Annotated in this window: 24 protein-coding genes; 12 read left to right on the plus strand and 12 right to left on the minus strand. The window is 55.2% G+C overall.

Features of this window, described 5'->3' with window-relative positions; translation table 11 throughout:
* The first annotated feature begins 3 nt into the window (after positions 1-3).
* Together O0882_RS23440 and O0882_RS23445 are read left to right on the plus strand one after the other, a co-directional pair.
* Complete coding sequence (locus O0882_RS23440; protein WP_289951968.1) at positions 4-2,550, plus strand: chromosome partitioning protein ParA; 2,547 nt, start codon at positions 4-6, stop codon at positions 2,548-2,550.
* Positions 2,543-5,911 (plus strand): DNA-binding protein, encoded by a 3,369-nt coding sequence (locus O0882_RS23445; protein ID WP_289951969.1) that lies wholly within the window; start codon positions 2,543-2,545, stop codon positions 5,909-5,911. The genes O0882_RS23440 and O0882_RS23445 overlap by 8 nt, the downstream gene beginning before the upstream one ends.
* A gap of 15 nt (positions 5,912-5,926) precedes the next feature.
* On the opposite strand, the gene O0882_RS23450 is transcribed toward O0882_RS23445, so the two are convergent.
* On the minus strand, positions 5,927-6,106 hold the full coding sequence (locus O0882_RS23450) for a hypothetical protein (protein ID WP_289951970.1): 180 nt from the start codon (positions 6,104-6,106) through the stop codon (positions 5,927-5,929).
* Positions 6,107-6,179: 73 nt separating this feature from the next.
* On the opposite strand from O0882_RS23450, the gene O0882_RS23455 reads away from it, so the two are divergent.
* The gene (locus O0882_RS23455; RefSeq protein ID WP_289951971.1) at positions 6,180-6,449 is read left to right on the plus strand and encodes a hypothetical protein; all 270 of its coding nucleotides are present in this window, start codon (positions 6,180-6,182) and stop codon (positions 6,447-6,449) included.
* A 253-nt stretch (positions 6,450-6,702) separates the two neighbouring features.
* On the opposite strand, the gene O0882_RS23460 is transcribed toward O0882_RS23455, so the two are convergent.
* The 4 genes from O0882_RS23460 to O0882_RS23475 form a co-directional block, all read right to left on the minus strand.
* The gene (locus tag O0882_RS23460) at positions 6,703-7,539 is read right to left on the minus strand and encodes an IS5 family transposase (protein WP_289952247.1); all 837 of its coding nucleotides are present in this window, start codon (positions 7,537-7,539) and stop codon (positions 6,703-6,705) included.
* Between the two features lie 312 nt (positions 7,540-7,851).
* Positions 7,852-9,708 (minus strand): ParA family protein, encoded by a 1,857-nt coding sequence (locus O0882_RS23465; RefSeq protein WP_289951972.1) that lies wholly within the window; start codon positions 9,706-9,708, stop codon positions 7,852-7,854.
* Between the two features lie 3 nt (positions 9,709-9,711).
* Positions 9,712-10,269 (minus strand): hypothetical protein, encoded by a 558-nt coding sequence (locus O0882_RS23470; RefSeq protein ID WP_289951975.1) that lies wholly within the window; start codon positions 10,267-10,269, stop codon positions 9,712-9,714.
* Between the two features lie 608 nt (positions 10,270-10,877).
* Positions 10,878-11,291, minus strand: coding sequence for a hypothetical protein (locus O0882_RS23475; RefSeq protein WP_289951977.1), 414 nt, complete (start codon positions 11,289-11,291; stop codon positions 10,878-10,880).
* Between the two features lie 190 nt (positions 11,292-11,481).
* Between O0882_RS23475 and O0882_RS23480 the strand changes: the two genes are divergently transcribed.
* The 3 genes from O0882_RS23480 to O0882_RS23490 all read left to right on the plus strand — a co-directional run bounded on the left by O0882_RS23480 (position 11,482) and on the right by O0882_RS23490 (position 14,904).
* On the plus strand, positions 11,482-13,260 hold the full coding sequence (locus tag O0882_RS23480; protein ID WP_289951979.1) for an ATP-binding protein: 1,779 nt from the start codon (positions 11,482-11,484) through the stop codon (positions 13,258-13,260).
* A 457-nt stretch (positions 13,261-13,717) separates the two neighbouring features.
* Positions 13,718-14,251 (plus strand): AAA family ATPase, encoded by a 534-nt coding sequence (locus O0882_RS23485; protein ID WP_289951980.1) that lies wholly within the window; start codon positions 13,718-13,720, stop codon positions 14,249-14,251.
* Between the two features lie 392 nt (positions 14,252-14,643).
* A complete protein-coding gene (locus tag O0882_RS23490; protein WP_289951982.1) occupies positions 14,644-14,904 on the plus strand; it encodes a hypothetical protein in 261 nt (86 codons plus the stop codon).
* A gap of 1 nt (position 14,905) precedes the next feature.
* Here O0882_RS23490 and O0882_RS23495 read toward each other — a convergent pair whose 3' ends face one another.
* Positions 14,906-15,190 (minus strand): hypothetical protein, encoded by a 285-nt coding sequence (locus O0882_RS23495; RefSeq protein ID WP_289951984.1) that lies wholly within the window; start codon positions 15,188-15,190, stop codon positions 14,906-14,908.
* Between the two features lie 211 nt (positions 15,191-15,401).
* Between O0882_RS23495 and O0882_RS23500 the strand changes: the two genes are divergently transcribed.
* Positions 15,402-15,683: a hypothetical protein gene (locus O0882_RS23500; RefSeq protein ID WP_289951986.1), complete on the plus strand. Its 282-nt coding sequence runs from the start codon at positions 15,402-15,404 to the stop codon at positions 15,681-15,683.
* Between the two features lie 167 nt (positions 15,684-15,850).
* Here O0882_RS23500 and O0882_RS23505 read toward each other — a convergent pair whose 3' ends face one another.
* The 6 genes from O0882_RS23505 to O0882_RS23530 all read right to left on the minus strand — a co-directional run bounded on the left by O0882_RS23505 (position 15,851) and on the right by O0882_RS23530 (position 20,651).
* On the minus strand, positions 15,851-16,045 hold the full coding sequence (locus O0882_RS23505) for a hypothetical protein (RefSeq protein ID WP_289951989.1): 195 nt from the start codon (positions 16,043-16,045) through the stop codon (positions 15,851-15,853).
* 29 nt (positions 16,046-16,074) lie between these two features.
* Positions 16,075-16,713, minus strand: coding sequence for an SOS response-associated peptidase family protein (locus tag O0882_RS23510; RefSeq protein ID WP_289951991.1), 639 nt, complete (start codon positions 16,711-16,713; stop codon positions 16,075-16,077).
* Between the two features lie 10 nt (positions 16,714-16,723).
* Positions 16,724-17,062, minus strand: a complete 339-nt coding sequence (locus tag O0882_RS23515; RefSeq protein ID WP_289951993.1) for a hypothetical protein — start codon at positions 17,060-17,062, stop codon at positions 16,724-16,726.
* Positions 17,063-17,566: 504 nt separating this feature from the next.
* Positions 17,567-17,782, minus strand: a complete 216-nt coding sequence (locus O0882_RS23520) for a hypothetical protein (RefSeq protein WP_289951995.1) — start codon at positions 17,780-17,782, stop codon at positions 17,567-17,569.
* Positions 17,779-18,843 (minus strand): phage portal protein, encoded by a 1,065-nt coding sequence (locus O0882_RS23525; RefSeq protein ID WP_289951998.1) that lies wholly within the window; start codon positions 18,841-18,843, stop codon positions 17,779-17,781. Before O0882_RS23525 ends, O0882_RS23520 begins: the two co-directional genes overlap by 4 nt.
* Entirely contained in the window at positions 18,840-20,651 is a 1,812-nt protein-coding gene (locus tag O0882_RS23530; protein WP_289952000.1) for a terminase ATPase subunit family protein, read from the minus strand. Before O0882_RS23530 ends, O0882_RS23525 begins: the two co-directional genes overlap by 4 nt.
* Before the next feature lie 136 nt (positions 20,652-20,787).
* Between O0882_RS23530 and O0882_RS23535 the strand changes: the two genes are divergently transcribed.
* The 5 genes from O0882_RS23535 to O0882_RS23555 all read left to right on the plus strand — a co-directional run bounded on the left by O0882_RS23535 (position 20,788) and on the right by O0882_RS23555 (position 24,185).
* Entirely contained in the window at positions 20,788-21,579 is a 792-nt protein-coding gene (locus O0882_RS23535; RefSeq protein ID WP_289952001.1) for a GPO family capsid scaffolding protein, read from the plus strand.
* A 45-nt stretch (positions 21,580-21,624) separates the two neighbouring features.
* A complete protein-coding gene (locus O0882_RS23540) occupies positions 21,625-22,641 on the plus strand; it encodes a phage major capsid protein, P2 family (RefSeq protein WP_289952003.1) in 1,017 nt (338 codons plus the stop codon).
* A gap of 3 nt (positions 22,642-22,644) precedes the next feature.
* The gene (gpM, locus tag O0882_RS23545; RefSeq protein ID WP_289952005.1) at positions 22,645-23,361 is read left to right on the plus strand and encodes a phage terminase small subunit; all 717 of its coding nucleotides are present in this window, start codon (positions 22,645-22,647) and stop codon (positions 23,359-23,361) included.
* 102 nt (positions 23,362-23,463) lie between these two features.
* Positions 23,464-23,970, plus strand: coding sequence for a head completion/stabilization protein (locus tag O0882_RS23550; protein ID WP_289952009.1), 507 nt, complete (start codon positions 23,464-23,466; stop codon positions 23,968-23,970).
* Positions 23,970-24,185 carry a tail protein X gene (locus O0882_RS23555; protein ID WP_289952011.1) on the plus strand — a complete coding sequence of 72 codons (216 nt, stop codon included), beginning with the start codon at positions 23,970-23,972 and terminating at the stop codon, positions 24,183-24,185. The genes O0882_RS23550 and O0882_RS23555 overlap by 1 nt, the downstream gene beginning before the upstream one ends.
* Positions 24,186-24,199 lie beyond the last annotated feature (14 nt).

Genomic DNA, 24,199 nt, shown 5'->3' on the forward strand with positions numbered 1-24,199 from the left:
GCAATGGAACAATCTGGTACGTTACAAGAGGAATTGAAGCTTATTGCCCATGACTTGGGGGAACGCGAGGCCGCCCTGAAACGCCGGGAAGACGATCTCGCCAAGCATGAACTTGCCATGAGCGTACGCGAGCAGGCAATTGTCACCCACCATCAGGTACTCGAAGAAAAAAAGGCCGAACTGGCCCGCCGTGAGCAAGCCGTTGTCGCTGCCGAACAGGCGCGCGACGCGGACTTCGCCGACGAGCGCGCCGCCTTGCAGGCCGAGTTGCGCGACAAGCGCGCAGATGCCGACAGAGCCATTGCGCAGAACCGGGAGCAGAAGCTTTCCGCCCTCGAGGAGGAAATCACTGGCCTGCGCGCCAAACGCCTGGAAGACATTTCCAGCGCTGAAAGCAGCGAGCGCGATCGCATCCGTGCCGGCATCACCAGGGAGCGAGACGCATGGACGAAAGCGCAGGATGACGCGCGCAAGCTGCTCGATGCGGAATACGCGGAGCAGGGAAAGCAAAAGGGTGCCCTGTCCGCCCTGCAGGGCGAAATCCAGGAACGATCGGCTGAGCTTGAACAAGCCGAGCGACTCCTGGAGCGCAAGGAACAAAGGCTGGAGCAACAATGGCAGAGGCGCAGCGACAAGCTCGATGAAGAACTCGACTCCCGTCTGGAGCAGGCGCGGATGTCACTGGCGTCACAACGACAGTCACTCACCGAGGAAAACAGCCGCCTGCGCGAAAGCCTTGCTGTGCAGTCCGGTCTTGTGGGGGCCTTCGAGCAACTGAAGCGGCAACTCGGGGGGAAAGACCCGGCCGAGATCCTGCGCGATCTGAACAGCCATACCGATGAACTCAAGCGCCTTCGTGAAGAACTTGCCACCCGTCCGACCGAAGAGATGCGCGAGCGCAACCACGTGCTCGAATTGGAAGCAAGGAAACAAAAGGCACGCGCAGATGACCTTGATCGCCAACTCGCCGGCAACGACGTCGCGATTGCGGAAGTGGGCGACCTGCGCCGCAAGAACTCCGAACTCAACGCGGAGAGCAAGTCGCTGGCGCAAAGGGCTTCCATCTTCGAAGGTGCAGCGAACGAAGCACAAGCTGAACTCAACCGCTTGCGCGCCGCTTACGAACGCCCCGCAGAAGTCGAGGCGCGTCACAAGGAAATAGAGATTCCGCATTTCAGCGCGGACAAGGTCGTTCCCCCCGCTAAAACCGCTGTCGACGAAATGACATGGCTCACAGGGATCAGCAATGCCTGCGATGCCTACGGATTGCACTTCAACACCCGTATACTGAAAGCCTTCCACACGTCGCTGAAAACAGCCGAATGGTCACCACTGACCGTTCTCGCCGGCGTCTCCGGCACCGGAAAATCCGAACTACCCCGTCTCTACTCTCACTTCGGTGGCATTTACTTTGAGCCACTTTCCGTCCAGCCAAACTGGGATTCGCAGGAATCCCTGCTGGGCTTCTTCAATTCCATCGACAACAAGTTCGACGCCCAGGCGGTGCTGCGCTTTCTGGCGCAAAGCCAGAAGCCGTGGAGCGATGACTATCCGGGCCTGGCCGACGCAGTCTGCCTCATCCTTCTCGACGAGATGAACCTCGCGCACCCCGAGCTTTACTTCGCCGAATTCCTGAGCAAGCTCGAACTGCGGCGCGGCAGGAAAGGCGACGATGTGCCGTTCCTGCCCGTCAAGATCGGTGCCGGGATGGCACCCTACAAGCTCCAGCTTGGCCGCAATGTCCTATGGGCCGGAACCATGAACCAGGATGAGACGACCAAGTCGCTTTCCGACAAAGTCATTGATCGCTCGATCATCATCAATTTCCCGCGCCCGACCGAACTCAAGCGTCGCCTGAACCTGAAGCCACTCGACGACAGGAATCGTGGCGCTGCATTGCACAAGAAGGCATGGCAGGGATGGCTGGCCCAGGGCAGCGACTTCACGGAAGAGGAAATCACGCCATTCAAGACGTTCATCGAGAAGATGAATGCGGCGCTCGCTGTTTCCGGACGGGCGCTTGGTCACCGTGTGTGGCAATCCGTGGAATATTACATGGCGAATTACCCGGATGTCCGCTCGGCCGAGAACCCGGTCCAACGCGCCAGGGCAATGCACACGGCCTTCGAGGATCAGCTGGTCCAGAAGGTCATGCCGAAACTGCGGGGCATCGACACGCGCGGCAAGAGCAAGACCGAATGCCTCGACAGGATCAGGGGGCAGATCGTGGCTGGTATCGGCGGAAACAGCTTCAACCTGTCCGAAGATTTCGACCTTGCCTGCGAACTGGGCTACGGCCAGTTCATGTGGCAATCGGCCAATTACCTGAACGATGCCGCCACGGAAGTCGGCGCCCCAACCGCCGAAGCCTCCGTGAACGGTCATGCCGGTCATCACGAAGAGCCGCCGTCACTATTCCAGAAGGCCGAGCCTGACCAGGAGAAGCGCCGCCGCGCATGGAACGCGAAGCCCTCGGAGAAGCGGAGCGAACTGCGCAGGCAACTGGAAGAAAACGAAAGGACCGGACGAATTGTCGCCAACAATGCCTGATTCTGCAGCAGCGAACGTCACGCTGACCCAACTCTACACCGACTATCGCGGCCTCCCGGAGGCTCGCGCGCTGGCCCGCACAGTGCTCGATCAATCGGACTGGTTTTGCCATGTCGCCGAGTTTGACCCGAAAACAGGGGATGCGATGCCCCAGCCGCTGTCATCGGTACTGGCAAAGATCGCCAGGTACGCGCCACCAGGTCCCGACAACCCGGTTCGCGACCGCCTGTGGCGTATCGCTGAACACAGTCGAGCTTCACTGGAGCGACTCTTTCGCGCACTTAACGAGAGTCCCCGTCGGGAGCAGGCATTACTGCCTATTCACGCGGTGCGCGAACTGGATGCCACGAGCTTCATCAAGCTCAGCAATCGCCCGGGACGCAACATACGCGAAAAACTGGCCGGCAATCCGTATATGCAGGCGGTTCGTCGGTTTCAATCCGTCGACCTGCCCGAGAACCGCCTCCTGAAAGCGTTCGTCATTCGCATTGCGGAACTGCTTGAACTACGTAGGGACTACCTGGGTCACGAAGACGAACTTCTCCCCAAAATACAATCGTGGCTTGTATCCGGCGATGCCCATGGTATTGCCCGGTGGGACAATCTCCCCCCTAACAACACACTGCTGTCCCATCGCGATTACCGACGCGTCTGGGATGCATGGAGCTGGCTGCAATCGCTCGATGACGACGTAGCGCGCGATCTTTCGCAACGCGAACTGCGCCACAAGATGATGCGTCTCTGGAAGCAGTGCGCGCAGATGTGGGCGGGCGGCAAGTCTCTCTTCGCGGAGATTCCTTTGCTGTTCGATTACGAGAAGTTCGAGATAGTGCCGTGGTCTTCGCACCCGCCCCTGTTCAGGGAGACAAAGCAAAGCATGTCACGGCAGCCTCGGGTTGAGGAGATCCCGGAGCCGGTCTGCATTGATCTCACCCTCCTGCGCCCGTATTACGCCACGGCCCTCGGCAAAACGGGACAGCCGCTCCGCACTACCCTTCTGTGGCAGCGCTGGAAGCGGGACAATGAAGTGTTGGAAATTGAACTCTTCGATTCCGATGCCGCCTATCTTCATCCGGAAGCGAGCGCAGTGTCCTCATCGGACCTGTTCTTCGCCAAGGACAATGCGTCCGAGCAGTTCGATGGCGCCGCTCGCGCATTCGCCTCCCGATTGCGCGGCGTTTTCGGGCACGACACGTTCATCTGGCTTGTTCCCGACTTCCTCAACGACTTCTCGCTTGAGGTCATCCGGCGCAACCTGAACGCCCGCTTCCCGGATGCGGAGCCGCTCCCGCGCAGCGTGGCCACGGTGTTCGAAAGGGTCGACTATGCCAAGATCAGGGATGGCTCCGCGATCGTGGTCCTCGATGCCATCGGAGGCGTCACGTGCGCCACGAAACTCCTCGCCAGATTCGACCGGGAACTGAAAAAACAGGTCCCCGAGACAAATGGCTTTTACTGGGAGCGGCATCCACCGGTCATCCTCTCAAGCGCAGCCACGGACGAGGCCAAGGCGCATGCCTACGACATCCCGACGGTCGACGGCAAAGAACAGTGGCACGACGCGGTTCGGCCGGCAAGACCGGAGTTCATCGACGCCTCGTCCCTCAAAGCCAATCCCCACATCGGGCAATTCTCGTTTGCCATCAACTTGACCGGAAGTCCTGTTTCCGGCGGTACCCGCCTTCATGAACTGCAGCAGCGCGCCGGTCGTATTCCGCTCTGGCGCGACCAAGTTCCTGAGCTGTCGATCAAGGTCATGAAGGATGGCCGCCCCCAGCGCTTTCATCTCGTTTCGCGCGGCATGACCGTCAAACCGATCCGCGGCACGCCGGTTACGATCAAGGTCGAAGAGGACTTCACGCTCCCGGCCGGCAGGCCGTCCTATCGATTTCCGCTGTTTCTGGGCGAGAGCGCCGACGATCTTGGCTTTTCGGCCAGCCTTGACTCATCCGCATTCCCGCTAAGTGAAAGCGTAGTATGCAGGCTCCACCTTACTTTCGAATATGGTGCGGACGATCCGTACAAGCTCGTCTTCATTCCGCTATGCCAGTCATTTCCGCCAATCCGCGCCATATGGAGGCGTGCGGAACAAAGTATCATCACCGATACCCCAGCACCGGAATACCCGGCGCGGATGAGCTGGGCAGATTTGCAGCGCGTGCCCAAACCCAACAGCGATGACACCTCAGACCTGCTGGAATGGGTGCAGAAGGCGATATTCCGCCTGGACGGGGATATTGTTATCCGGCCCAAGCCCAGAACCATTGGCGTTGTAAGTCGGGACTGGCGTACTGACAAGAAGGGCGCCCGCTATACCTTCGCCACATGTGACGCCACGTCGGAAGCGGTATTCATTCACCAGAGGAGCCTTGTTGATGGATCCGACTACACCGCCTACACACCAGGGCAGAGCATTTCATTCGAACTTCAGGAGCGCGAAGGAAAATATGCGGGCTCGAAAGTGGCCGCTCCAGAATACACGGAGACGGTGCGCCTAAAGGATTTCGACGACGCTTTGGGCAAAAGCATAGCGGACGGTATCCGCAAGCGTCTTTACTTTCCGATCGTTCAAGTCTGGCGCGACGGACGCTCGATTGGCGACCCCGAATGTCCCGGAGACTTCGCCGCTGCAATGAAGCAGAATATCGCCTTTCTCGTAGCATTATTAAAGGAAGAAAAGCTTCCTGAGACGGTACGGAATACAATCCGGTTTCTCTTGTCGTGCATGCACAGGGACGCCGCGGTGGAATGCGTCGAATGGATCAATGGGCAGGTCGGCAATGAAGGTATTCGTCACAAGCAGGCAGTTGGCTTCGCGCTTGGGGATGTTTCGGAGCAATGGCAAAGGGATCTGCTGTCGAGGCTCGTGGCAAACCCGGCGAGCGACGTACTTCGCGTGTTCGCCTATGCCGTCTGGCGCGAGCAGCACTTCATTGAAAGGTTCAGCAACCACGAATTGAAATCTGTTTTGAGTAGGCTGCAGGTACTGCTGGGCTCAATTAGACTGTGCCCCCCAGCGAACGACAGGTGGTCCATCCCCAACTGGATTCGCGCAACGACAGAGCCGCTCGAACTCCTGCTCGGCCTGCTGCGCACGCGCAACTCGTCCGACCCCGAAATCAGGACACTCCTTCAGCCGCACCAGAAAATCACCAGAGAACTGGCCAAGCAGGTCGAACGGGTGACGGAGATTGTCGCGAAGTCGAATTTTCCCCTTTTCTCGCGGGTGCAGATCCGGCTCCAGAAACCTGAATGGGACCTTACCCCCGATCTGCTCTATGCTCTGCGCCTGTATCTCACCGGCGACGATGGCGCGAATGCAATCCACATTTCCAGCGTCTCCGATAGTGAGAATGAGTGAGTCAGTACAGGCGGCTCAAATGGTATCCGCCGCCTGTGCTGAACTAAGAAAAACTTTCATCAAATCAACATTTAAAAATTTGCATGTTATTTGGCGGCAACTGTGCTGTGTCACCGCTTCGGCCACAGGCTTGTTATGTGGCGCGCCCATTTGGCTGAGCGCGTGCACTTTCTTCTCGTTTGTGTATTTTGTCATCGTCAAATCCATCGCCCCATAGCAGATTAGAACTCCAATTGCTGGAGGCGACAACTATTTTGACAGAGGTAGCGTGCTTGAACATGACGGCGTCAAATCCGAACTGGCGAAGGTCATCGAACGCATCCACGCGCGTCCGCACCGGCCGCGCACTACCTTCATCGTCGCGCTGCCAAACGGCTACCAGGTCAAGAAGTTGCTTTTGCGCCTGCGTTTCGATGGCGCCCGAAAAGCTGCAGCGGAACTGGCGCTAAAGGCTGGCGACGAGGAGCAGGCTAGTCGCACAAGGCCTTCCAGTTCCGCGATATTCGGGCGCGCCCCGCCAGCGACATTGCCGACCTGAGCGCCGCCACCTCCTTGCTGGAGCATAGTGAAAAAGTCATCACCGAAAAAGTCTATCGACGTATTGGCCAAAAGGTATTGCCGGCAAGATAAATTACAAAGAAATACCAAGTTTGCAATAACAATAAAATCCTCTATAGATAGAGACGGCAGCCTCTGAGTTTATTTGTGCAACAAAACCCTTGGGACGCGAAAAGTTGCCCAGACGAACTTAAATTACCAATATAAGGGCTAGAATATAGCTCAGAGACGGTTTAATAACATAGCGGAAAATTTAGTCGATGCAGCAGCAGCGATCCCATGGCAAGGTAGACCATGTTTTCCGACACGTCAATGCGCTGTTCGTAGTCGCGCACCAGGCGCCGGTAACGCATCAGCCATGCGAACGTTCGCTCGACCACCCAGCGCCTTGGCTGAACAGCGAAACCTTGCTGCCCCTGCAAACGCCGCACGACTTCCACAGTAAAGTCGAGAAACGCGGCCTTGTCCATCAACTGTCTGCGGTCGTATGCCGCATCTCCAAACAGATGCTTCACCCACGGCCAGCGTTTGATCAAGCCATCGAGCACCATCTGCGCGCCAGTGGAGTCGGCAATGTCGGCTGGCGTCAGGTGCATCGCCAGCAAGCGACCATCCGTGTCGACCGCGATATGGCGTTTGCGCCCGCTGAGTTTCTTGTTGGCGTCATAACCTCGCGTTCGCGCGCGGGGCGCTTTCACGCTCTGGCTATCGACAACACCGGCACTCGGCAGCACCTCCCGCTCATTGCACAAGCGATCAAGCATCAGCGCCAAGTCATGGATGGTACGAAACAGCATGCGCCGCATCAGCCGCCGAAACCAGTAATAGACCGTCTGATACGGAGGGAAATCATTCGGCAGCATGCGCCACTCGCATCCAGACCGCACCATGTAACGCAACGCATTGATCACCGTGCGCAAATCCGTCTTGCGAGGCCTTCCCGTCTTCGCTTGCTTTGGCAGCAGCGGTGCGATCAAGCGCCACTCTTCATCTTTCACATCCGTGGGATAGCCACGTTTGAGTCCCGTCCTCACCTGCTGATGCCGGTTTCGATTCTCTTGCGTCCACATCATCAATCGCTCCAAAACATCAAAGATGCTTTGACCCGAAAGTTGCTATGAAGTTTTTAAACCGTCACTTAGAAACTCTCGCTCAGCTTGAGCTTCTACCATAAGTTTTACTGTTCATAATTCATTGCCACATTTGTCGTATAAAAATTGAATGCTTAAAGCAAAAAATTCAATCGGCATTGATATTGGCAAAGTGTAACTTCCTTCACACGGGTGGCAAAGGCAGCAGCCGCGTACGATGGAGGAACCACCTCATATCCTCATTCAATCAAGATCAAGAAAAAGAGGCATACGTCCTTACCATCATAACGCTCATAACAAAATTGATGAAATAGAACGACAGAAAATTGGAAGAATTTCCTCCCCCTGATACAACTTCTTCATCTCTAATAGATCATCCTTAAATCTACTTGGACTCACCTCCAAATATCTCCAGCAACTAAAAGATGGACCAGACTCCTCAGCAACTTTTTCCGAAGCCATTTCAATTAGCTTAAAAGCCTGCTCCGTATCGCCTACTGCATAATATGAAAACGACAAACACTGAAGGTAATTTGAACTATTAGAAGCGGTTTCAAAACTTAACGCATGAACAACACTTTTAAAATACCGTTCTGCAATTGGATCACGACTCCAATACTTTGCCATAGCATAATTAAATGTCGAACTTACCTCTACGACATCAGTATCAAACATTGTTGTTTTTGAAATAAAATCAGCTGCCAAATCTAATTTACCAATTGCAATCAGCGCAATTGCAAGGGCGTTACAAGAATCATTCCAAGAGCTTTTCTCAATTTTCCCCTCAGAGATTGCTTTCGAAAGCAACTCAACAGTTAATGCTGCACTTAACTTACTATCATGCAATTTTCCTGCCAAATAAATCAATTCATCACTTTTAAGAGATAATATAGCAGGCGCAGACAAAACCTCTGGCGTAGAACTATACCCAAGACGACTCGCCAGCTTCAACGTCCAAAGAAGCTCACTTGGGAGAACACCATCCCTCATATCTAATATATTCTTTAAATCCGACCAGATAGCATCATTATCCCTATCTACACTTTGATTAAAACGAATAATTGCACGATCAAGAAATGCTCGTGAGGTACGGAAGCCATTTTGAATGGCTGCATCAAGAAGAATTTCGCTTTCATCCAAACTACCTAATGCCCGCCGCGCTCTAGACATAAAGAATAAAACTTCGGCATCATTAGAAAAATCACTTTCGAACTGAGTCAATCTTTGATCTACTTCCTTAACAGAAAGTTCGTTAGAATGATCGAATGACATCTTAACAACTGATCGCAAAAATTCTATCGCGGTGGCACGATCTTGAAAATTCCCACTAGTAATTTCATCTGCCAACAATTTATATTCACCTGACAAAGGATTTTTTGGATATTCGATAGTGAATACCGCCTCATTAATCAATGCAAATGAATTATAATGATGTATAATGGCAGAAGGCCTCACGTACTCAAGCTGCCTACTAAAATTTCCCAGCGCTTTTTTTAGAACGTCCTCATCATCTTCTAAGCTTGGAATATTAGAAGCTATGAAGTGAAGCTTAGGCTGTCGCAAACCTGGCATACCTTTTTGGGCTTTAATCTCAGATGTAATTTTTGTCAAGCCCGTTAAATTTTGCTTATTAGGAGTAAAAAGCAAACAAACAGCATCAGGAAGCTGGCGAGTACATATTCCTGCGATATCAGTATATCCAGTTCTAGAATCGATAAAAACATAATCTGGCTTCAAAAATGAATCCCACTGTGCACGCAAATCCTCCATCAAAAGATAGCCGTTATGAGACTCATATAAATCTTGCCAATTAATTGATGAAAAAAGTGCTTGATAATCACCATTTTGACAACCAGCAGGCATTACCCATAAGCGATCTTCTGTCTCTTGATATTTCGATGACTTATAAACGTAATTAGATACATCAGGAACATTATCGCTTGAAATATAGTCAGTGATGAACTCGACTAATCCAGGAGTTTTAGCAATAGGAGCAATGAGCTCAAAGTCGGATAGACCTGGCGCTTCCAAATCAAAGTCGACCATTAAGATACGCCGCCCCTGCTTCGCCAACTCAGCAGCCACGTTAACGAGAGACATAGTTCTCCCAACGCCCCCCTTAAACGAATAAAACGTCACTACATACATTTTTCACCCAGCTCTTCTAAGAAAAAACGTTTGACTTGCCGGCGCAAGATTATTTATAGCATTCGCATCCAAACCTAAGCCATTGAACTTATTTTCTTTAGAAATTTTCACATCATCCATTCCGCCCCCTCTATTCCAACGCTGCAACCTTTCTACATTCTCTGGAAACTCTAACAGCCTAAGATATAAATCATTACTTTCACTTTGAAGAACTTGCCTATTCTCCCAGCGCTGAATACTGGCCTGTCCCAAATGAGTCAACTCAGCAAACAACTTCTGCGAACCACTCAACCGCACTCTCATTTCTTGAATTCGCCCCGGGGTAAGCAATCTCAGATGATTACATATTGCATCATATCGTATCTCGTCTGCCTTCTCACCCACAAATTCAAATCCACAATTTCTACAACTGCTAACAGGTATATATATATTTAGTACAGCTAAATCCTTCCCACGACCATACTCAAATTTTTCAAGTTCTCTTTGAGTCACTACATCATGAGCCTCACACATTGGGCAACAAGTAATTCCATCCTCGATTTTTTTCCCAATTTCATTCATTCCACATCCCTTCTAATTTATCAAAGCCAATTTCACTTAGCACATGTGCTGTAATGAAAACTTCGACCAAAAACTCCAGGAGGACACAGTTGAAGCTTAATGTACAAATTTTCTCCATTTGGTTGCTTTACAATCAACACGTAACCCTTCTTACCAGGGGGTATATCTAAAATAATTACTTCCACAGGATGATTTGCCTCAAGGCACTCTGCCACATACTCCCAAGCTCTGAAGGGCGTAAAACACCGTCCATTTTCATCATCTGGATCCACTACGCTACCCGGACTCCAATGAGTAGGTTTCGCACGCGAGAATTCCGAACTGCGTTGCTTAGTAGCCCGACACAAACGAGCCAGATCGAAACGAATACTGTTAGGGATATCCTCGCTACTCATATGATATGCGTTCTATGCTTTTTTTCAAGGTCGAAGACTAAATGATACATCAAAAGATGTCATTCAATGCCATCATCTACCTGAAATATGGATGAATCCTAGCAAAAAAAGATACGAGAACACTTCTTGCGACGCGAGGACGCGAGGGTCAGGTCCGCCATTCGGACACGGACTGATGCGTCGGGTGCTGTGAAAGCTTGCTCAGCCGAAAACCTAATTAGAACCACGAACGCGCGCCTGCGGCGCGCGGAGCTGCCGCGCAGCGGCAGCAGGTGGAGGATTCGGGGCGGGCTGGGCCGGTAGGCCCAGCCCTTCGAATCTCACACGCAGGGCGCGAAGGCGCCCTGCTCGCTTCCGCCAGGCAATAAAAAACCGCCCGAAGGCGGTTTCTTTATTTCTGGCGGAAGCGGTGTCATACGAATAAATAGGTTTCATGCGGCTTTCATCGGCTATAAAAATATCGTACCTACCGAACTGCCTACAACCAACAAAGCAGAAATGTTTGACTGTGGAAACGCGCTCGACGAGGCAAGTTCCACCTGAAAAACTAGCCAAAAACATGGTGAAAAGAAACTTCAAAGCTGCAACGCCCGCCACGGCAGCGAAATAGGCAAAGGAAACACTCATAAGCCGGTAGGGTGGCCCTGTAATGAACTATACTGGCTGCACCCTCTGCCATCAGCAAACGCGCTGGCCGGCTAAACTATCACTTACTCCCCCAGGACCCTGCGTCCATCCATTTCTGGGCTTCTATTATGTTGCACAAATGGAACCAGATACCATGTTATATCCGAAGAGTTTCAGAAGCTTGTCATCGATGACGCTCGCCGTAAATAGCACCCCAGCAGAAGTCACGCCACTTGAAAAAAACCATACGGGAAATGTAGAGATCGAGCTCTTGCATGAAGAGGTCAATGCTTTATGCCTGCAGTTGGGTAAGCCTGCACGCTATCCTGTTTACACGACAGGGACTATTAAGCCTGGAAGCTATGAGCAGTCCGCCCTCCTTGGGCCAGGCGCCGCCACTACTAGCGCCTCTTTACTAGCCGAGAGTGAAAAACGCTATCGGACTCTGTTCGATTTGAGCCCAGTCGCCGTGTATGTCGTTGATGATGCCGGCATCATCCGGGATTTCAATATGCATGCGGCCGAGCTGTGGGGCAAGGTGCCTGTCCGGGGCGATACCGATCAACTTTTCTGTGGCGCACATAAATTATTCCGTGCGGACGGTAGTTTCATGCCGCACGACCGCACACCAATGGCGGCGATCATTGAAGGAAAACTTGATGAGGTACGCGACACTGAAGTGATTATCGAGCGTCCTGATGGGTCTCGTATCACCGTAATCGTTAACATCGTGCCGTTAAGAAGCGCTGATGGCCATACGATTGGTGCAATAAATTGCTTTTATGACATCACTGAGCGCAGCCGAATGGAAGCCGAGATTCGCACCCAAACACAGGAATTGGCCGAACTTCACCACCGAAAAGATGAATTTCTAGCCATGCTCAGCCATGAGTTGCGTAATCCTCTTGCCCCAATTACGAGTGCAATGCAACTGTTGCGTTTCAATCAGGATGAAACACCCGTACAGCGCAAGGCATACGATGTGATCGAACGCCAAACTGGGCAGCTGGTTCATCTCGTCAATGAGCTGATGGAGATTTCACGCATCAATAGCGGAAAGATCCGTCTTGAGAAACGAGACATCCTCATAAATGAAGTAGTGACCAGGGCGGTAGAGACAACGCAGCCATTGGTAACGGAACGACTGCATGAGCTTAAGATCATTTTGCCGCAGGAGGCGCTTTGGCTGCATGCGGATGCAGACCGCATCGAGCAAGTGCTGATCAACCTCATCTCAAATGCCGCAAAATATACTGCTCCTGGAGGAAATATTTCGATTACAGTAGAAGAGTGGGGCAGCATAGCTCAACTGCGGGTTCGGGACTCCGGCATCGGGATTCCTCCCGAGTTACTTCCCCATGTATTTGATTTATTTACGCAGGCATATCGCTCTTTGGATCTTTCCCGCGGAGGGTTGGGAATTGGACTCTGCCTCGTCAAACGCCTGGTCGAACTGCATGGTGGCAGTGTGTCCGCCACGAGCGTGCTGGGCATCGGTAGCGAATTTATCGTTAGCTTGCCGACCAGCCCGGCGCCGATCAAGCACATGACGACGGATCTGAGCGAAATCCAACATCGACGAAATACGTCACGCCGCGTGATGGTCGTCGATGACAACAAGGATGCGGCAGATACCCAAGCTGAACTTCTTGAAGCATACGAGTATGAGGTGCGCGTAATTTACGACGGGATTGCCATACTTAAGGAAATGATGGCTTACCGCCCTCATGTAGTATTGCTCGATATTGGATTGCCAGGACTCAATGGCTATGAAATCGCGCGTCTGATCCGTCAACAAGCGGTGTTTGACGACGTGACACTCATAGCAGTGACAGGATACGGTTCCGAGGCCGACCAGCTCAAAGCACGCGAAGCCGGGTTCAATTATCACTTACCAAAGCCGACAAATTTCAGTCTTTTACAAGAAATGATGCGTGTAAGAGATAGCTCACTTGTGCAAGGTGGTTGAGCGCCGCAAGCACTCGCCCATCTCCTGGAAAAGCTTATGTGCTGATGCGTCAAAAATGCGGATTCGGAGGCCAGTGCGGGTTCGATTCCCGCCGTCTCCACCACTGAATTGTTTAGAATCAAGTAGTTAGCAAGAAGAAGGCTGTCATTATTTGGGTTGTTTTTGGGCTGTTTTAGCCTAGGAATGACAACAAAATGACAGCCTTTTTTTATGTGCGCCCCGTACACCATAGAGCGGAACACTGCACTTTGATCGTGGCTCCGCGCCGATACATTGATGATGCAATAGCGTATTTCTCCTATGAAAACTTATTGGAAACTCGAAAAGTTACACCAAAAACTACGCCAATTAACATAGAGATGTGCACTCAAAAACAAGGGAAATCTTGGGTAAAATTAGGTTAGCTCCCATTTATTTTGTGGTAAAGATACCAATCAGCCCTCTTGAAAGTTAAGCAATGAAATCAGTCTTCCTCAACGGCACCGTTGGTGTTGGAAAGTCAACCACCGCCGAACACCTGGGGGCGCACCTCATCGCACACAAAATTCCGCACGCTGTTATCGATCTGGACAGCATTAGGCAGCTCTGGCCAGCGCCTGAAGGCGATCCATTCAACCTAGAGATTGAACTCTTAAACCTCGCAGCCGTTGCCGCAAACTTTGAGCGTGCCGGAGCACAATGCCTCGTGATTGCCGGCGTCATCGAAAACGTAAGTACCGCGGCACGTTACCGCGCTGCCTTGCGCGACGGGCAGCTCTCAATCTGTCGCCTTACCGCTCCGGCCGGAACAGTTGAACAACGGTTACGGTCCAGGCATGTCAACGATGCGGAAGGACTTCAGTGGCATCTGCACCGAAGCATAGAGCTCGATTCAATTCTCCACGCTGCAAACGTGGATGACGTGGTGATTGATAGCGCTGAAAAATCGCCCGATGAAATCGCAAAAAAGGTTTTTGCGGTTCTAGGATGGACAACGAACTTAGTCCTGTAAGTTCAGCCAACTTGTACAGTAGCCTCTCCTTGCATCCAGATTTCATAGTATTCTAAAAATCTTGCACCTATTGAAAACCACGACTCGGTTTCGATTGCCGCCCTCTCCACCACTGAATTCTTTAAAATCAAGTAGTTAGCAAGAAAAAGGCTGTCATTATTTGGGTTGTTTTAGCCTAGGAGTGACAACAAAATGACGACCTTTTTTATGCTCCCACGCAAGAGAAGTTCATTGTTGACAACTGGCTGGTCCAGAATAGGCGCAGCCAGTCGCTTACCCATTAAGTTTATTGCATAAATACACACAAAAAAGCACTTTCTATCCCCCAAGCTCAAGCCTAAAATATGGCTCTGCAAAATCGCTCCTTGCCGTATGAGCGTATGGAGAAGCCCATGGATAGTAGCGAGAAACCACAAAACACTGACTGCGAGTACCAAATAGCCACCTACAAAAAGGTAAACGGCATGTTCCAGGGCGTTGTCTTGGTTACCGCTTATGCTGGCATCCAGCAAAAGCCAATTGTGGAGATACCTACATCCCTTACCTTCCAAACTCAACATGCCGCGAAGATCGAGGCTTCTGCACTGGCCTCTCGGCTAATCGAAACTGGCGCGATGATCGCCCTTTTGCCGCAAAGGGCGAAACCCGAATGATCTACTCGCTATCAATGTGAACGGATCGCCGCATAAAATTCATTCGCTGTCGCTCTAAGATGACCCTCTGTAAAACTGTCAGCATGGCGCCGATGTGCGGAGACGCGTTTTCTCTTTGAAATTTACTGCCAATCAAATGTAGTCGGCTTTGCACCTCTACCAAGTCAATACTTGCCACGTTTGCAACAATGAGGTCACCAAGCTCGAGGCCAAGCATGTTGTACAGCTCCCTCTCCCGGTCAAACAATTCCGAATGTCCGTCAGACACAAGGGTATCTGAATTCATCTCTACCTCCCACGTCAGAAAAATTGCAACAGCAGCAACAAATATCGACTGCGATATCATAATAATAACGCAATTACACTGCATGAGCCCGCTACTCCATAAGCAGCAGCTCCATAAAAGTATTGATTTAAATCAAGTCTAGAAGTGATTTATGTCGCCTTGCAAGCTCGACAGAACATACTGCTACGATCTCTTTACGGAAGAAAATCTCATGCGGTTCTCGCACAAACATTGCATGGGCGACTATGAGTTCTATTTGACAACAGAACTCTGCGTGAACGAATTACATCGAGGAGTCATCGTGTTTATGAAAGCTGGGGTGCCTAGTGGCCAGCTGAATCAATCTGTAACTATCAACACACCCAGCGCTTTCAAGTCGGTGAGAGCTGCTGAAATTGAAGCGTCCGCATATGCTCATGAACTAGTCGTAAGCAAAGCGATTGATGATTTTTTCCAACCTGAAACCATGTCGCTGGCACGATTGCCGCTGTGAAACCAGGCTGTAAGGAACTCTGCATGATCGCAGGCATCTAATGTCTTACTACTCTGCGAGCTTGCAAAATGTATGAAATATATTTATCAGTTGCCGATAAGCATATTTATGAATGGGCCAAAACCAAGACGTGCGATATAGCCATCGCAAAGGCCGCGTTTCAAGAATTAATCAACTACAGATTTCTTAGCCACCAGCCATATCAGGTCACGTTGCTGTGCAACGGTGTTCTCATCGCCCAGCACCGTTTTGATAGTCCAGTTGGCAGCCCATTCGACTGGAGTGTGCGGGCACTCCCCATAAATGTTGAGTGCCCGAAGAACGGTTGAAACAGCTTTGTTATGGCAGGTCCTTTCATCCATGGCACTCTCAACGCAACCCGGGCTCGTATTCATTTTTTCACACGCGGCGGAAGCGGATCAGCTACAGCCACTAGGCGTTCTGCTGGATACTGCTGGAACAAATCCTCTTCGCTCACAAGGGAACCATCGAGCCAGCCGTGATACTGGTCCGGGTCGAGGATCATCACCATCCGTTTTTCGTCATCCGGCTTGTGGAAACGCTGCATGAGCGGGTGGCCATCGGCGTTTATCGTCAGCATCGAGAACGACAACAGCAAATCTTGCGGGCGGAATTCCCAAATACCGGCGATGGCAGCTGGCATGCCATCGGCGCGCTCGATGCGCCAGCGCACCGGCTTTCCAGTCTCATAGCAAGGTTCGAAGAAATTATCCGCAGGAATAATGCAGAATTGTTTGCGCTTCCAGGCATTGCGGAAGGACGGCTTCTGCGCCACGGTTTCGGTGCGGGCGTTGTAGGTCTGGCGCGCCAGCTTCATATCGGCCCAATGCGGAACCATGCCGAAACATGCCGGCGCGACTTCCAACTCGCCGGGCACGTCGTGCGAAGCGCGAATGATCGGCGCCATGTAGCCGGGCCAGGCTTCCGGCGGCAGCTCAAATTGAGGGGTGCGGACAGCGAAATGCTGTTCGATTTGATCGCTACGGCTGGGGGTATAGTCGGCGCACATGCAATTTATTCTACCTGCCTTCTGGCATTGGCGGCGGCTCCGTCCCGACAAAACACAGCCAGGACTGCGCATAGTCGCAAAATTGCATGTCTTTTTTGCTGCGCTCAAACCCTGACAACACCATGCGCCCATCCCGATACCAGAGCAAATTCACATCGAAAAGTGTCTCAACGTGGTTTCCGCTTTCGCCGTAAGTGAAGCGGGCCAGCTTGACCAAGCGGTGCAAGCCTTGGTCTGTGGTTTCAACGACTTCCAACGTTCCGGGCCGTGCCGAGTTATAGCGGTCATGCAGCCGTCGCTTGGGCACCTCTACCCCAGCAAGGCGCATCTTTAACATTTTAACAATCATTGTGACACCTGAATAAAATACTGTACATACATACAGTATATCAAGAGTTCTTGAGGCCGCAATACCTGACAATGATGCGAGAGCGTGAAGATGAACGATGCGCAGAATACAGACACCAATGCATGGGCTAGAACCGCGCCAGGACGCGGCACAGCGCGAAAACAACACCGTTCCCACGTCGCAACACCAGCCGCAGAAAAAACCGCTCAAAGTGCGTCAAAATGCGTCAAATCGCATGCCCCCTCTTCGCCCCGCCGCGCCAGTCCTCATGCTCCTTCGGCCATGGCGCACATTTGAGTCAAAAGACCCCTAACTAGCGGGCAGGTGTGGAGGGGGGACAACTGCGCGCGCCGGGCCGAAATGGGCTTTTTCCTTGCCTCCAGAGCAACATCAATCGTCGGGACGTGAAAAAGCCGCCTCATGGGCGGCTTGTACGGTGGCTGGGGCGCTTCGGTGCGGCTGGGCCGTCACGGCCCGGCTCTACCGGCTAGCGCGGCGTGCCGGTCATCCTGGGCGGCCGGCGCGGGCCTTCGCCGCTTGCTCCTTCTCGTAATCGTCGCGGCAGTCCACGTTGCAGAACGGCAGGCCAGGCGCCAGCGGCTCGTCGCAGTAGTGGCAGCAGCCGTGCGCCACCAGGGCGGGCCGTCCGCGGACAGCGGCCAGGCCGCGCGCCACCTCGGCGAAGATGATCTTGTCAGTGTTGTCCACGTGGTCGCTCATGCTGCGCTCTCCCCTGTGGCCAGCTCATACGGGGCGAAGCGCACCACTTCCACGCCCGCCCATTCGTTGATCGCCATGAACTGCGACTGCAGCGGCACCAGCTCGTTGCGGGCAAAGACGCGCGCGGCCGGCTCGACGGCGCCGAAGCCGCCGGCATTGTTCGGCAGGATGCCCATCAGCTGCGGCGGCACGCGGTGCGCGGCCAGCTGGTCGTCGCGCGTGACGCTCTTGATGTTAAAAAACTCATCCTTGGCGGCCACGTCCGAGACGGGCAGAATCTGGATGCCGTCCTTCTTGCCGTTCGGCGCGTACATGAACAGGTTGCGGAAGTTGCCCGGCCCCTTGCTGTCGCGCATGGCCTGGCGCAGGTTGTCCACGTCCTGGGTGTTGGCGGCGGCATCCGTCATGTAGAACACGAAGCCGGCGTGCGAGCCGTTCTTGTAGTACTTGCGGCGGAACAAGGTGGCCGCCTCGTTGAGCCAGGCCGATTGCAGCGCGCTCAGGTATTGCGGCACGCCGTACAGCTCTTGGTTCACGTCCGGTTCCATCAGGTGGAAGATGCGGCCCTTGTCGAACTGGTGCGCCGTGCCGTGATTGGTGACGAAGAAATAGGTATCCCAATCGACGCCACGGCGCATGTACTTGGCCAGCGCATGCGCATAGCTCAACGGGCGCCCGCTGCGGCTGGGCCGGTCTTCCAGGTAGCAGTTGCCGAAGGTGAGAAAGTCGAGCGCCATGCGCTTGAAGGCATCGCGCGTCAGATATTTGCTGGGCACCAGGGTGGACGCCAGCACGTTGGCCTTGAAGTGGATCGCGCTTGAGTGATGCACGCCGGCATTGAATGACTTGGCCAGGCCGGCCAGGTTGACGGGCGGTTCATACCAGTGGCCGTTCTTCCAGCATTCGAAGCAATCGAGAATGTCACCGTGCTCGAGCACGGGCGTCGGGTCGCCGAAGGAAAACGCCTGGATGCCGGCAGCGTCCGGCGCCGGGACCGACGATGCTGCTATGTTGGCGCCAGGCGCGGAACGCGCGCGGGCGCGCTGATGTCGTTTGCTCAAGAGTAAATCTCCATGATGGATTGGTTGTTGTCGGTACTGCCTTCGAAGGGTTCGTGATCGAGCGCGTGCATGCAGGCCCATGCCAGGTCGGCGTGACCCGTCTCGTCGCTGCGCCCAGCCACATAGGTGACGTGCCGCCCGCTGGGCGTGAGGGTCTTGCGGATCGCCATGAACGATTGCGCGATGTCGATCCAGCCGGCGTCGAATTCCAGCCGGCCCTTGCTGATGATGTTTTTCGCCTTCAAGACCATGCGCGTCTTGACTTCCGGCGAGTAATTCAGGGCCGTGACGGCTGGGAAGAAGCCGCGCACGATGGGCAGCACGCCGATGCCCATGCCGGTCGTGTCGATGCCGATGTATTCCACGTTGTAGCGCTGCGTCATCTGGCGGATGGATTCGGCGTGGTCCTCAAAGCTCTGGCCGCGCCACTGGTGGCGCTCCAGCACGCGGAACTTGCCGCCGGCCGTCATGGGCGGCGCCAGCACCACGCAGCCGGCGCTGTCGCCATTCAAGGCCGGGTCATAGCCGATCCACACGGCGCGGTTGCCGAAGGGGCGCAGGCCCAGCAGGGGCTTGTAGTCGTCCCATTCGACCCAGGAATCGACCATGCAGCGCTGCAGCTCGTTCAAGGGGAAGACGCTGGCGGAATCGTCGATGAAATTGCACATCAACAGGTTTTCAAACTGGTCCGGGCTATATTCGAAGTTGCGCAGTTCGTCGATGTCGAATAGGTTGCAGCCGCCGCGCTCGGCGTCGAGGATGGTGACGATCTGGCGCCATATCTTGTCTTCGCCCGTGTAGCCGGACGCCAGGCGCTGGTGGCTGACATCGATGTTGAATTGCTCGGCCTTGGCGCGGCGCTTGTTGAACAGCTCGCCCGTCCAGAATGGGTAGGCTTGGTGCGTGGTCGATGATGGCGTGGAGAAATACGTCTTGCGCCATTTTTTGTGGATGGCCATGCCCGAGGCCACCTTGTTCAACTCCTGGAAATTCTGCGTCCAGAAAAATTCATCGAAATAAAAATTGCCGTGGTAGCCCTGCGCCGTGCGCGCATTGGTGCCCAGGAAATACAGGTGGGCGCCGTTCGGCAGCACGATAGGGTCGCCCGTCAGGTCGATGCCGGCCGCTTCGCGCGCGAATTGCACGATGTATTGCTTGAAGACGTGGGCTTGCGACTTCGACGCGGACAGAAAAATCTGGTTGCGGCCTGTTTCCATCGCATCGGCAACCGCCTCGCGGGCGAAATACCAGGTGGCGCCGATCTGGCGGGACTTGAGGATGGCGCGTGTGCGCTGGTCGCCGTTGCGAAACCAGACCTTTTGATAGTCGAAGAGCGAATCCTGGAAGGCGTCGAGCAGCTGGATTTTCTGTTCTTCGCTGAAATCGTTGCGCGTCGGCTTCCTCTTCGGGCCGGCATTGCGGTTCGCCAGCTTCGGGTTGAGATCCACTTCGTTGCCGCCCGGCTGCTCGTAGCGGCGCACGCGCGCCGCCTGCACGATGGCGCGCATCAGCAGATCGATTTCTTTGTAGTCGCTGCCGCTCTTGACCTCTTTTTCGATCAGTTTCACCAGGCGCAGCTCGGCCGCTGCCTCGACATGCTCAATGGCCTGCGCCTTGTCCCACTCATCGCGCAGCTTCCAGCTATTGATGGTGCTGCGCTTGATTCCCAGGTGGCGGGCGATGGACGAAATGCGCCAGCCCTTCCAGTACAGGGCGCGCGCGGCGCGGCGCGGCTCGGATTCGGGCACGGCCAGTTCACCGATGATTTGGTCGGTGGTTTGTTCGCTTGTTTTCTCGATTGTCAGCATGCCGCCAGCGTAGGCCGCGCGCGCGCGGAACGGGGAAAGGCAAAAGTCGCTATGCCCGATAGCAACCCGCCCCGCATTGAATCGCAACGCCAAGACGTTGACCATGGCGTTATCCGATCAACCGAGACTGACCACCATGGCAACCAAATCCCAATTCTTCCGCGTCGCCACCGAAGGCGCCACCACGGACGGCCGCAACATCGACCGCGCAACCATCGAGCAGCTGGCCGCCAGCTACAACCCGAAAACCTACGGCGCGCGCATCTGGCTCGAGCACATTCGCGGCATCCTGCCCGACAGCCAGTTCAAGGCCTACGGCGACGTGATTGCCGTCAAGGCCGAAGAGGTAGACACCGACAATGGCAAGAAACTGGCGCTGTTCGCGCAGATCGAGCCGACGCCGGAACTGGTCGCCATCAACAAGGCGAAACAGAAGCTGTATTCCAGCCTGGAAATCGCCCCTGACTTTGCCGATACGGGCATGCCCTACCTGGTTGGCCTGGGCGTCACCGACAGCCCCGCCAGCCTGGGCACCGATGCACTGAAATTCTCAGCGAACCGCAAGCAGCAAAGCACCAATCTGTTTAGCGCTGCCGTCGAAGTCGAGCTGGTGTTCGATGAACCGGCGGGCGTCAAGCTGGCCGATGCCATGAAAAACTTGCTGTCGCGCTTTTCCACCACCACAGGCAGCAACGCGGCGCAGTTCGCCGACATCAGCGAAGCCGTGCAGGAACTGGCCGGCCACGTCGTCACCGTCAACAACAACTATGCCGACACCCTCAAGCGCCTCGACGCGGCGGAAAAGGCGCAGAAAGCAACGCAAGACGAGCTGGCCACCTTCAAGGCGCAGATGGACGAGGCGCCCGGCAACGGCCCGCGCCGCCCGTCCGCCACCGGCAACGAAGGCGCCGTGCAAACCGAGTTTTAAGCACACGCCATCCCCAACACCCCACCAACAACGGAGCACCGATCAATGAAAAAGAATACCCGCCAGGTCTACAGCCAGTATGAAAACCGCCTGGGCCAACTGAACGACACGGACAGCGTGGCCAAGACCTTCAGCGTGGCGCCCAGCGTGCAGCAAAAGCTGGAAACGAAGATGCAGGAATCGAGCGAATTCCTGTCGAAGATCAACATCATGGGCGTGGCCGAGCAGGAAGGCGAAAAGCTGGGCCTGGGCGTGTCCGGCCCGATTGCAGGCCGCACCGACACCAAGGCCAAGGAACGCGAAACGCGCGACCTGTCCACCCTGGACAGCACGAAATACCGCTGCGAGCAAACCAACTTCGACACGCACCTGACCTATGCCAAGCTGGACGCCTGGGCCAAGTTTTCCGACTTCCAGTCGCGCGTGGCCAACGCCATCGTGATTCGCCAGGCGCTGGACCGCATCGTCATCGGCTTCAACGGCGTGAAAGTCATGGCCACCACCGACCTGGCCGCCAATCCGCTGCTGCAGGACGTGAACAAGGGCTGGCTGCAGCACCTGCGCGAACAGGCGCCCGAGCGCGTGCTGGGCCTGGCCGGCGCCGGCTTGCCGGGCAAGGTCATCATCGGCGACGGCACGGACGCCGACTATGCCAATCTGGATGCGGCCGTGGTCGATGCCGTCAACTTGCTGGACCCGTGGTATCAGGAGGACACGGGCCTGGTGGCCATCGTCGGGCGCAAGCTTTTGAGCGATAAATACTTCCCGCTGGTGAACACCAAGCAGGCGCCCACGGAAACCCTGGCGGCCGACATTATCCTGAGCCAGAAACGCATCGGCGGCTTGCCGGCGGCGCGCGTTCCCTACTTCCCGGACAACGCCATCCTGATTACCCGCTTCGACAATCTGTCGATCTACTTCCAGGACGGCGCGCGCCGCCGCCGCGTCGAGGACAAGCCCTCGCGCGACCGCATCGAGAACTACGAATCGTCGAATGACGCCTACGTGATCGAAGACCTGGGCCTGGCCGCACTGGTGGAGCACATCGAGCTGAAAGCCTAAGCCATGAGCAATCTGTCTCCTGCCCTGCGCCACCGCGCGCGCATGCTGGCCGAGCGCACGGCCGGCGCCGCCGAACCGCTGGGCGTGACCACTGGCAACGCTTACGACCTGATGCTGTATAAGCTGGCCGACGACCGGCGGCGCCTGAAATCCATCCAGTCGGTGGAACGCAAGATCGAAGTCAAGACTACCTTGCTGCCCGATTACGACCAGTGGATCGACGGCGTGCTGGCCGGCGGCAAGGGCGCCCAGGACGATGTCGTGGCCGCGCTGCTGGTGTGGCACATCGATACCGGCGCGTATGACCGCGCCCTGGTGATTGCCGCCTACTGCATGGAACACAAGTTCACCCTGCCGGACGGCTACAGCCGTGACATTCCGACCATGATGCTGGACGAATTTGCCGCCGCTTACCTGCAGGGCAAGCTGGGCGACGATCCGCAGCACGCCGTGGCCGTGCTAGGCGCCGTCGAAGCCATGACGGTCCTCTGCGACGCGCCCGACCAGGCGCGCGCCAAGCTGCACAAGGCCATCGGCCTGGCCATGGTGGCCGTGCTGGACCAGCACGACGAGGCGGACATCGCCCCGGCCCTGCTGGAACAAGCCGGCGTGGCCATGGCCCAGTTGCAGCGGGCGCGGGCCTTGTCCGAGTCCGTCGGCGTCAAGAAAGAAATGGAACGGCTGGAACGGCGCATCAAGCGCGCGGCCGATTCCAGCTAAAGAGCAGCCCCCGGCGCACAGGCGGCACGGGGGGATTCCGATCAATCCATCGATCCGATGAACCCCGTCCACCGCCTCCCATTCAATCCCACCGCAAACACCATGTCCTTTATCGCCCTCCCTCCCCGTGCGCAACCCGTCGCCGGCACGCCGCCGGCACCGCTCCCCGTTCCCGGAATCGTGGAAAACGACGGCTGGTTTCCCGACATCCTGCTCACCGATATGCGCGACGCCATGCGCCTGGATGGCACCGTCACCGACGCGCGCCTGGTGCAGGCCGTGGTCGATGCCATCCTGCAGGTCAACCGCGAGCTGGCCGACTGGCAGGGCAAGCATGCCGCCGCCGGTATCACCGCCCTGGTCGATGTGCCGGCCACGCGCATCAACCGCGAATCCCGCCTGCTGGCGCAGTACCGGCGTGCCGTCTACAGCACGGCGAAAGCGGATCTGATCGAGCGTTACCGCGACTACGACAGCACGGCCACGTCCGTCAGCGACAAGAAAAGCATGGAATGGCTGGACGAAGCGCCCGGCGCGCAGCGGCGCAATGCGCAATGGGCCATCGCCGATATCGTCGGCCGCACGCACCTGACCGTGGAGCTGATCTGATGCAGGTACGCACGCAGCAGCACGACACGGTGGACGCCCTGGTGTGGCGCTACCTGGGCGACGGCGCGGGATACGTCGAGCATACCCTGGAGCTGAATCCCGCGCTGGCGCGCCACGGCGCCGTGCTGCCGGCAGGCCTGGTCGTCACCCTGCCCGAGCTGGCGCCCAGCACGGGCCAGGCGGCGGCAGCCGATCTTGTGCAGCTATGGGATTAACGCAGCAATCCACC

The sequence above is a fragment of the Janthinobacterium sp. SUN073 genome (genome assembly GCF_030397665.1).
Classification (GTDB): domain Bacteria; phylum Pseudomonadota; class Gammaproteobacteria; order Burkholderiales; family Burkholderiaceae_D; genus Janthinobacterium.